Here is a 10,261-nt window from a genome sequence, read left to right as displayed (position 1 = left end):
GAGCCTGAACATCTCAATTTTATCGGAATGGTCTTGGTGGTCAAACCTTCGATCCCTCCACCCGCATAGCGGGTGGTTTTTTGTTTCGCACGCTTCGCGAGCTCAACTGGCTAAAGCCGTAAAAAAAGCGGATACATCAAGTATCCGCGCGACAAGTGTAGTGAACGGTTGGCTCGCTTTTCCTTGAAATGGTTGAGGATCGGCATGAAGAACCGGAGAATGGCACTTACCATTACCGGGTCGCGCGATCTAGTTCAATCAAACCATTACAAGGAAGTCCACATTGGCTTACGAGTCCCCTTTCCTTAATCTCCATATTTTGTATTATTGGATAAACCTATAGTCAAGTCAAGGTCTCAGCAATTGTTTATTTAGTCCGATCTAACATATTTATCAAAACGATTACTGCCTCTGCTCTTGTAGTTTGGGAGCTTGGATGAAACTCGTTGGCACCCGTGCCATTTACAATCCCCAGCTCCTTCAGGGAGGCCACTGAACCTTTGGCCCAAGCAGGAATCTCCTTATCATCTGCAAAAGAGGTTGAGGCATTCTCCTTAGCAGCTAACTTAAGTGCCTTCGCAATCATCGTAGCCATCTCAGCGCGGGTTATATTTGCATTCGGACGGAAAGAGCCATTTTCATAGCCACTAATGATACCCGCTTGAACGGCCTGCGAGACTGCCTGCTTGGCCCAGGTCCCGATTTCCGCTTTATCCGTAAACGTCAGATCGGTTCCAGGTTCTTGCCAGTTCAGTGCATTCATTAACATAACTGAGAATTCCGCACGTGTTACGGTATTACCCGGCTTGAACGTTCCATCCGGATACCCCGTTACGATTCCGTCGCTAATGGCTTGCTTGATGCTTGCCTCAGCCCAGTGACCGGAAATATCGCTAATGTTGATGTCGACTTTTATGGGCTTGTCATTGACTGGCACGCCTGTATCGTTATCTACCACGAGGACCGCAAACTTCGTAAAATGATCTACATCTACTGTGATTTGATTCTCTTTTACGATGCCGCCTTTAACTTCCACCCATAACTTCTTCACTTCATCATAATAAAAAACAGCCACCGTTTGATTGCTCTTCAAACTCGCGGGATCGAAGGTTAAGGACAATTTTACGGGTTTGCTAAAGTTCTCCGGAAAGTTCTTCAGAATTTCGAAGACTGGACTTGCTAACACCTCTTCATTCCTTAACAAGGCTTCAGGGTCGGATACTTCCTCGATCGTTAATTTCAGTTCCTGGAGCGAAGCGCCTGCGGGAATCGAAATCTTGATATCGTTCCCCAAACTGACTACTCCCGATTTGCCCGCCGGAAGCGTTATTTTCCCATTCGTTTCAGTAACGGTACTGTTATTCGGAGCGGGTGGTGTGATTACAGGAGCAGTGGAACCGCCACTTGAAGAACCACCGCCGTTAGTTGCCGGCACAGTCCGTACCGAATAGGAATTGGATTCCGTGGTTCCCTGCCCCGCATTACCTGCGCTATTGTACACACCGCTATTCTGAAGCGTGATGACATTGGCGGCAGCACTTACATTAGCTTGAGGTGTCAACGTCGCCGTCCACGTAATATCTCCATCCGACGAACTGAGGCCGCTTAATGTACCGTTAGGGACAGTCAGGTCTGCTAATGTAAAGTCACTAACCGCTTCCGAGAACGTGATTGTCACGAGGGATGTCTCACCGATAGTCAGCGACGTGTCGGCGATCACAATGGTCGCCGTGGGCCGAACTGTATTGATCGTATAATTGCTGGACCCGGTCGTGCCCGCCCCCGTATTGCCTGCAAGATCCATTACACCCGTGTTGTCGAGCGTAATGGCATTAGTCGCCTCAATAACATTCATATCCGGTGTGAACGTCGCCGTCCATGTGATACCGCCATCGGAAGAACTGAGGTCACTCAATGTACCGTTCTCGGCAGTCAGGTCCTCTAGTGTGAAGCCACTCACTGCTTCCGAGAATGTAAACGTCACTGCGGAAGTCTCGCTTATCTTCAGAATCGTGTCAGTGACTACAATGGTCGCCGCGGGCCGGACCGTATCGATTGCATAATTGTTGGATTCGGTCGTGCCTGTCCCCGCATTCCCTGCGGAATTAACCACTCCCGAGTTATCGAGCGTGATGACATTCGTTGCATCGGTAACATTCATGTATGGGGTCAACGTTCCCGTCCACGTAACGCCGCCGTCGGAAGTACTGAGGTCACTCAGTGTGCCGTTATCGATTGTCAGATCAGCAACCGTAAAGCCACTCACCGCTTCCGAGAAGTCGAACGTCACCGTGGTAGTTTCGCCGATCGCCAGCGACGTGTCGGCAACTGCAATGGTAGCCGTTGGCCCGGCCGTATTGACCGCATAATTGTTGGACTCGGTCGTACCTAATCCGGCATTGCCTGCGAGATCCATTACACCCGTGTAGTCGAGCGTGATAACATTGGTCGCCTTCGTGACATTCATATGCGGTGTTAATGTTGCCGTCCATGTGATGCCGCCATCGGATGAACTGAGGCCGCTCACTGTACCGTTTGCCACATTCAGATCAGCCGGCGTGAATCCAACAATCGCCTCAGAAAAAACAAATGTCACTGTGGAAGTCATTCCAGCGGTTAGGGAGGGGTTGGTGACTGTAATGGTCGCCGTAGGGCGAACCGTATCGACTGCATAATTGTTGGAGGTCGAGATGCCTCCTCCTAAATTACCTGCGGAATCAGCCACACTCGCGTTGTCGAGCGTGATAACATTAGTCGCCTCCGTGACATTTATATTCGGCGTTAATGTCGTCGTCCATGTGATGTTGTCGGAGGTACTCAAAGGGCCAACTGTTCCGCTCATCACCGACAGGTCTGCATTCGTAAAGCCTGTCACAGCTTCCGAGAACTTGATCGTAACTGTAGCATGCTCTCCGACCTTTAGCGTCGTGTCGTCGACCTCGATGGACGAGGTTGGCCGATCCGTATCGATCTTGAAATTGTTGGAATCGGTAGTACCTACCACTGTATTACCTGCGAGATCCGTTAAACGCGTGTTGTCGAGTGTAATTACATTGCTTGGATCATTGGTATTCATGTCCGGCGTGAATGTCGCCGTCCCGAGGCGGCCCCCGGAGGGCAAAACAAGCCCGCTCAATGTGCCGTTAGGGACAGACAAGTCCGCTATTGTGAAGCCGCTCACCGCTTCCGAAAACGTAAACGTCACCGTGATAGTCTCGTTGATCTTGATTTGCGGGCTACTGGTCGTAATGGCCACCGATGGCCGAACCGTATCGACATCATAAGGGTCGGAGGTGGTTGTGCCCGTGCCTGCCTCGCCTCCTCTAGTCGCCACGCCCGAGTTGTCTAGTGTGATAACATTGTTCTTCTCTTCGACATTCGTGTTCGGCGTTAAAATCGCTGTCCATGTGAGGCCGCCATCGGACGAACTGAGGCCGCTCAATGTGCCGCTCGGGACAGTCAGGTCTTCAATTGTAAAGCCAATCACCGCTTCCGAGAACGTGATCGTCACAATGGCAGTCTCGCCGATGATCAGTGACGTGTCGGTGACATCAATGGTAGCGATTGGGGGCAAAGCGTACACTTTATCCAATGGTTTCAAATACACCAGCCCTATAACGATAGATAACACTAAAAAAAACGATCCTATCTTTTTCAAAAAATACATATGAACCTCCCCTGGATACACTTCAATCTGAGCTTTTAATCAATATAAGTTCTTTCATTCGACACACATATTCAAATCCCTACATCGGCAAATAAAAAAATCTATGAGAAATATCATAAAACCCCCTCTATTTGAGGGGGTTGATTGCAAACTTCTGTGTATGATGATTATAAGTCGAGCGCTCGCTTGTATTAGTGATCGGAGGAACGGCGTCACACCTTCTTCAATGAAAATAGCGTATAGATCGTATCAATATCATGGAATTCTTCCAACACCCAAGAGGTTTGGGTTAGAATTCGCTGCAGCCCCTCCAGCCCAAGATATCGGATCTGCACGCCAATAAACTCAGTAAACCCCAGGTATCCCGGATTTACACGGGCCCGGTCGAAAATTAATGAACCCGTGATCCGGGCATCCGCCGGGGAGTTAATAAAGAAATGATTTAAATTTTCAACGATATCCGAATCCGAGCCGTACTCAAAAAGACCACCTTCCGAGGAACAAATCTGAATCCAACCGAAACGTTCCAAGCACTCCTTTTGTAATGCCCCCGGTTCGCTCCAGTCATAATGAATAGTAATGAGGGTAATGTCCAAGCCATGGAAGCGTTCCCCCGGCTGTTTCAAAACCTCGATGCACTGTTTTGCGAAATTGGTGCCATAGGTATCGATGTCTAAAATGCGGATCTCAATCTTCCGTCCCTTGAGTAATTCAGGGTTGGATTCTTGAATTAGAATCAGGGTGTTGATACTGTCGGTAGCGGCCCCCCCAGCGATATTGAAGAAACAAAGGTTCCGATCCGGGAATTGCTTGAGCAGGGGAACTAAGATTTTCGACTGGTGTCGGCAAAGATCCCTCAATCTGATCCGAAGTCCCATGAAAGAGGTTTGCTTCACCGCCCACTTGTCCCGAAATCCTAATTTTATCCCCTGGCTTAAGTTGGGCCCAAGTTTGTATAACAAAGTGCGCATGCCGCTAAGATAGGAATTGTCAACATTAGACATCTTCACAAAGATGTTTCGGATAAAGCCGGGCATTTTCTTTAATGATTCGATGCTTTGGGCTGATTTGAGACAGTTCAAATGATACGCCTGTTCATCGATGCTTGCGTTGAAAAGGGGATGAGTAATATCCAGTATCGGAAATTGAATATTCTCGAAAACCGCATAGGGAATTCGCTGACCTTGAGCTGCATTCATAGTTTTCAACTTCACCTCACTTGAACGGTGATTTTTTTGATCTAACTAAAGCCCAAAACCGAAGTCAAATATTTCTTTTCCATAGTATAAAGGATACTGGCAGCGTTATTTATCCGTCTGGGGATGGAATATTCATCCATCCCGGGACTGAAAACTTGCTGAATTTTCAACAACCTGAAGCTTATATTGGTAATGTTGCTGATTTATTGGATGAGAACTGTCACCCCGATCAAAACTTTTGCCACCCGAATACCGGTCTAAACATTTGACGGAGCCATAAGGCGAGTACCGTCCCCGGAGCCCAGGAGCTGCGATTTTGCAAGTAATCCATGTATTGATCGTTGATCATATAAGTCCGCGTGGAAGAAGGGCTCTCCAGACCGAATTGTTCCCACTTCGCCGGATCATTCGAACCTTCAAGCTTTGCGAGCATATTTGCCGTCTCCCTGTCGATTTCAGCTGGAATTTGCTCAAAAGCATGAATAATTTGATCATGAAAATCGTTGAGCGGATAGCGGTTAGCCAGGCTCGTCAAATGGATGCTTTCGCGGATGTAAGTAACGTATGCCAGATGGTCCGCCCAGAACTTGTCGATATAATAGAGGCGTACCCGTTGTTCCGATGGGCTCATCTTCTTCTCGCCTTTCAAAATTCCGAGCCGCTCCTCATATAGAATACGTCTCTGTTTCTCCACCGTATCCGAATAACGGTTCAGCTCCAGGCGAATATCGAAGTTTTGGCCCATCACAATGCGCTGAATTTGTGTGATTTTGCTGTGAAGCCCCAACTCCTCCAGAGGATCATCCTGCCTGAGATCGCGATAGGCGGACGGGATTACTCTATCCATGCCGAACCTTAGCATCAACTCGTCCTCCAGGCTTACGAAAAATACGGAAGCCCCCGGGTCGCCCTGGCGGCCGGCGCGCCCCCGCAGTTGGTCGTCGATCCGTATGCTTTCATGCACATGCGTACCAATGACGTACAACCCGCCCAGCTTGGCGACAACTTCGGCTTGCGTAGGGTCGCCGCCGCCGAGCCGAATGTCGACCCCGCGTCCCGCCATATTGGTTGATACCGTCACGGCGCCAATCTCTCCCGCTTTAGCGATGACTTCGGCTTCCTTTGCATCGTTCTTCGCATTCAGCACATGGCAAGGTACGCCAACAGCCGCAAGCGACTCCGCAAGCATATCAGACTCCTCCACGCTGGACGTACCAATGAGAATCGGACGCCCCGTCCTATGGACGGATGAGATTTCTTGCACAAGCGCCTTAAATTTAGCTTCTTTATGGGTGTAAATCCGGTGCGGATGGTCGATCCTTACGTTCGGCCGGTTTGGCGGAATTTGCACGACCTGCAGCATGTATATATCTTCGAATTCAACGGCAGAGACATGCGCGGTAGCGGTCATTCCGCAAATCTTCGGATATAGGCTTAGAAAGTGTTGGAGGGTGATCGTACCGAGAATTCTCCCGCCGGACGAGGGCTTCAGCCCTTCTTTGGCTTCGAGCGCGGCTTGCAGCCCGTCCGGCAGATGCCGGTTCTCCGCCACGCGGCCGGTATATTCGTCGATCAGCTCGATTTTACCGTCCCGGACGATGTAATCGACGTCCCTTTTCAATAAAGATTCCGCATGCAGCGCGCAATTTAACGTCGATAATAAATGACTATTATGGCTTTCGTACAAATTGCCGCATCCCAGCAAGGATTCCGCTTTAGCAGCGCCCGCTTCGTTCAAATAAACATTCCGCTGGAACTCGTCGAAGTCATAATGCACATCTTGCTCAAGCTGCCGAGCCACTTCTGCGAAGCGAGTGCCGTCACTTTTGGAAAAGCCCGGCTCACCGGCGATGACCAGCGGCACCCGCGCTTCGTCGAGAAGCAGCGAATCCGCTTCGTCGACGATGACGTATTGGAAAGGACGATGCACGGTATCGGCTACGCGTAGTGCGATCGTGTCGCGCAAGTAATCGAACCCGGCCTCTTTGGCCGTAACATAGGTGATATCCGCGAAATAGGCCTCCCGTTTCTCGGGCAAACTCATGCCCGCTTGAACCGACTTTACCGATAACCCGAGAAAGCGATAGACCGGGCCCATCCACTCCGCGTCCCGATATGCCAAATAATCGTTAAACGTCAGCACATGAACGCCTTCGCCGGTAAGTGCATTGAGATAAGCGGGCATCACCGCTGAGAGCGTCTTTCCTTCTCCGGTTTGCTGCTCGATCAGAAATCTCTCGTGCAGTGAGATAGCGGCCATGATCTGGACATCGTAGGGCTGTAATCCGAGCGTTCTCTTCGCAGCCTCGCAGACTAGCGAATAGGCATCTACAAGCAGGTCATCCAAAGGCGTGCCCGATCTTGCTTCCTTTTTCAGCCGGAGAGATTCCGCTTGCAGCCGCTGATCGTCCCATGCTTCCAGGTTCCGCTTCCTGATGAGCTCCGCCTTTTCCCGATAGCCCTTCAACCTGAGCCGGTTATCGCGGTCCTTGAATTCTCGCATCATTTTAACGGCTAAATTCATGGAATTCCCCCTCCGTTTTCTACTCGTCCTTTAACCGTCGTTGATATAGAACAACAGACCAGATCGTTAATGCAACGGTCCACGCCAAAATAATAAGCAGAGGTTTTAATAATTCTCCTGTCGTAAAGCCCGTGCCCTGTATGCCCAGCAAATGCACAAGCTGGCTGCTTGGCAAGTAATCCAGTACTTTGAAGATTGGAAAATCATCCGCTAGTAATACTCCGGATGGCGCAACAGTGAATATAATCAGCACGGGCATTATAGATAATGTAGCTTCAAGCAACGTTTTGGAGAATAGACCGCATATCGTCCCGGCTGCGGTGTATAGAATAATCGAAAAAATAATCGCAGCCGTAAACGCCCAAATACTTGCTGGCTCATAGCCAAATATAAACGTAGTAATACCTAGAACAACAGCAGACATTACAAAGGTTAAGGCACTTTTACCGAGTAAAACGTCCATGGTCGAGGCCGGAGTCATCATTAAGGATCGTAAGGTGTTATGTTCCTTTTCTTCCGCAACTAAGCATGCTTGTGTAAAGCACGGTAATATTACAAACGAAGTATTCAGAACTAAGGCAAACGCTCCTGTCAAAGGCGTGGGTGCGCTTCGAAGAATAAATGCGAAAATAATTGGGAAAAGCAACATAATAGAGACCGCGTAATTACGTGAGAACTCTTTATAATCCTTTACAAATATCGCTTGAGCTCGTTTTAATGAGATACTCATAGTAACTCACTTCCTGTCATTTTAATAAAAATATCACCTAGACTTGGCTCTTTCGTCTCCAATCGATCAATGACCCCTCGTTTCATCCAATCGGCGATTTGATCCGCCGTTCTCTCATCGATCGGAAGCTCGTAGGCTTCCCCATTGATTAATTCAACACACATGACGTTTTCTCTATGCTGTTTTTTAAGCTCCTTGGGTGATCCGATGGCTTGGATTTCTCCTTGATACAAAATGGCTACACGATTACACATCAATTCCGCCTCAGCCATATCATGCGTCGTTAAAAAAATCGTTGTCCCGTTCTCATTTAAGTAGCGTAAGCCTTTATAAATATGTGCCGAGTTTACTGGATCCAAAGCCGAAGTAGGCTCATCCAGAAATAATAATTCCGGCTCGTGGATCACTGCACATGCCAGCATGACACGCTGGCGCATCCCTTTCGATAAGCGGTTGACTTTCTTTTTGCGTTCACCGCTTAAATTTACAAAATGCAGCACCTTATCGATCGAGGATTTAGGAAGATCATATAGCTGACGATACAGCTCCAGATTTTCCTCAATCGTTAATCTCTCGTATAAACCGCTGTTATCCGTCAAAATGCCAAAGCGCATCTTCTGTGCAGATCGATGCATCATCTCCGATGGCTCGTTAAATACCCTCGCCTGCCCGCTTGTTGGATTTAACTGCGCCGTTAAAATCTTAATTAATGTCGTTTTGCCCGAACCGCTCGGACCCAGGAAACCAAAGATTTCCCCTTTCGGAATGGAAAAGGACACGTCCGATAACGCATCCTTATCTCCAAATCGCTTGCGAATACGTTCTACTTGGATAATATCCATGACACCACTTCCTTAGGATTGATGCCTTAAGCATATAAAGATGGCATGCTTCCAGCCATAAAAATCCGCCGAAATGTAGCTATTATCGCCTGAATGGTACCCAGAAAGTCTTAATTGGTTTCAATATTGCCCCGGAAATAGAAGTTTTTAAATATTAAGAAGGGTCTTTAATTCCTGCAATTTTGAACGGGATAATGGAACCACGGCATCTTTACCGGTATGTAGGCGCAAGCTGTAACTATTTTTCGTCCATGTAATAATTTCTCTTACCTTTTGCAGGTTCACGATGTAGGATCGGTGGCACCTGAAAAATCCGAAGTTTAACAACCTCTGTTCAAGCTCGGATAACGTCAAAGCACAAACATAGTTTTCTCCACCCACATGAACAAGGATCGAGCCGTCCATGCTTTCTATATAATCGATTTCAGGCGGATCAAACAGGATCACTTTGTCGTTTCTTTTTGTAGAAATCTTCTGCAAGGTTATATTGGCCTGGTCTTGTTCCTGCACTTCCTGCTTCTCCTCTTCGGAGTCCCGAATATCCAAGGGGTGAAACCCCAATTCATTCAATCGGTAAATGGCATCACAGGAAACGAGAGCATCCTCTAAATTAGAAGTTAAAATTATGATTCTCTTCTCTTTCGAAAGATCATCCAAAATCCGTTTGAAATGGCGACGATCCTCTTCTTCCAAATAAAAATAGGGTTCCTCAAGGACAAGTGTAGGCTGATGCGCAAAAAAGGCACGCAGCAAGGTCACATACATCCTTTTCGATGAGGAAAGATTCCGGACTCTTACCTTCCTTTCTTCTTTCAAAGCAAAATAATCAAATAACTGAGCGACATGGTCATTCCTCTCCGTTACCTTGATCAGGAAAGTGATCAGCTCTTCCACCGTTAAACGCATATACTCGTTTTGCCCGGCTCGAAATAAATAATATTGGGAATGATCCTGCAATTGATTCATTAAAAGCTGCTTTCGCTTTAAGTCCGTTATAATGCCAATCGAATGGTTCGATGTCATATCTAATTCGATTTTCGGTAGAATTAACTTCCCATCTTGATACATCGGTTCAAATTTCATGCCGTCCTCCATTTATAAGCTTGGGTCACTATCTGTTATACGAATGTATTATCCAAAACGACTCATAATGTGCTCCAGCGGCTGGTCCCGTTCGCCTGGGGCCCTTTGAATTTCCTTGCACAGGAAGAGGTAACTTTTGAATAAACGAGGTCACCTGCGATAGAGAATTCCCCCGTTTCTCTCACTTATAATGAAGCCATCCTGATTAACAAGAGT

6 protein-coding genes are annotated in these 10,261 nt (G+C 47.8%); all 6 read right to left on the bottom strand.

All coding sequences use genetic code 11. The features are described from left to right. Positions 1 to 367 precede the first annotated feature (367 nt). Positions 368 to 3,667 carry an Ig-like domain-containing protein gene (locus KB559_RS20550; RefSeq protein ID WP_211024582.1) on the bottom strand — a complete coding sequence of 1,100 codons (3,300 nt, stop codon included), beginning with the start codon at positions 3,665 to 3,667 and terminating at the stop codon, positions 368 to 370. A 212-nt stretch (positions 3,668 to 3,879) separates the two neighbouring features. Continuing rightward, on the bottom strand, positions 3,880 to 4,866 hold the full coding sequence (locus KB559_RS20545) for a hypothetical protein (RefSeq protein WP_211024580.1): 987 nt from the start codon (positions 4,864 to 4,866) through the stop codon (positions 3,880 to 3,882). 229 nt (positions 4,867 to 5,095) lie between these two features. Further along, positions 5,096 to 7,390, bottom strand: a complete 2,295-nt coding sequence (gene secA2 / locus KB559_RS20540) for an accessory Sec system translocase SecA2 (protein ID WP_211024578.1) — start codon at positions 7,388 to 7,390, stop codon at positions 5,096 to 5,098. Positions 7,391 to 7,409: 19 nt separating this feature from the next. Beyond that, positions 7,410 to 8,120 carry an ABC transporter permease gene (locus KB559_RS20535; protein ID WP_211024576.1) on the bottom strand — a complete coding sequence of 237 codons (711 nt, stop codon included), beginning with the start codon at positions 8,118 to 8,120 and terminating at the stop codon, positions 7,410 to 7,412. Further along, on the bottom strand, positions 8,117 to 8,962 hold the full coding sequence (locus KB559_RS20530; protein WP_211024574.1) for an ABC transporter ATP-binding protein: 846 nt from the start codon (positions 8,960 to 8,962) through the stop codon (positions 8,117 to 8,119). Before KB559_RS20530 ends, KB559_RS20535 begins: the two co-directional genes overlap by 4 nt. A 147-nt stretch (positions 8,963 to 9,109) precedes the next feature. Then, the gene (locus KB559_RS20525; RefSeq protein ID WP_247681985.1) at positions 9,110 to 9,928 is read right to left on the bottom strand and encodes a LytTR family transcriptional regulator DNA-binding domain-containing protein; all 819 of its coding nucleotides are present in this window, start codon (positions 9,926 to 9,928) and stop codon (positions 9,110 to 9,112) included. Positions 9,929 to 10,261: the final 333 nt, after the last annotated feature.

Source organism: Paenibacillus sp. Marseille-P2973 (genome assembly GCF_018101095.1).
GTDB lineage: Bacteria > Bacillota > Bacilli > Paenibacillales > Paenibacillaceae > Fontibacillus > Fontibacillus vini.
This window is presented reverse-complemented; position numbering and strand designations above follow the sequence as displayed.

Excerpts from the sequence above, each read along its gene's own strand:
- KB559_RS20550 (WP_211024582.1), bottom strand. The coding sequence starts at position 3,667 with ATGTATTTTTTGAAAAAGATAGGATCGTTTTTTTTAGTGTTATCTATC.
- KB559_RS20545 (WP_211024580.1), bottom strand. The coding sequence starts at position 4,866 with ATGAATGCAGCTCAAGGTCAGCGAATTCCCTATGCGGTTTTCGAGAAT.
- secA2 (WP_211024578.1), bottom strand. The coding sequence starts at position 7,390 with ATGAATTTAGCCGTTAAAATGATGCGAGAATTCAAGGACCGCGATAAC.
- KB559_RS20535 (WP_211024576.1), bottom strand. The coding sequence starts at position 8,120 with ATGAGTATCTCATTAAAACGAGCTCAAGCGATATTTGTAAAGGATTAT.
- KB559_RS20530 (WP_211024574.1), bottom strand. The coding sequence starts at position 8,962 with ATGGATATTATCCAAGTAGAACGTATTCGCAAGCGATTTGGAGATAAG.
- KB559_RS20525 (WP_247681985.1), bottom strand. The coding sequence starts at position 9,928 with ATGAATCAATTGCAGGATCATTCCCAATATTATTTATTTCGAGCCGGG.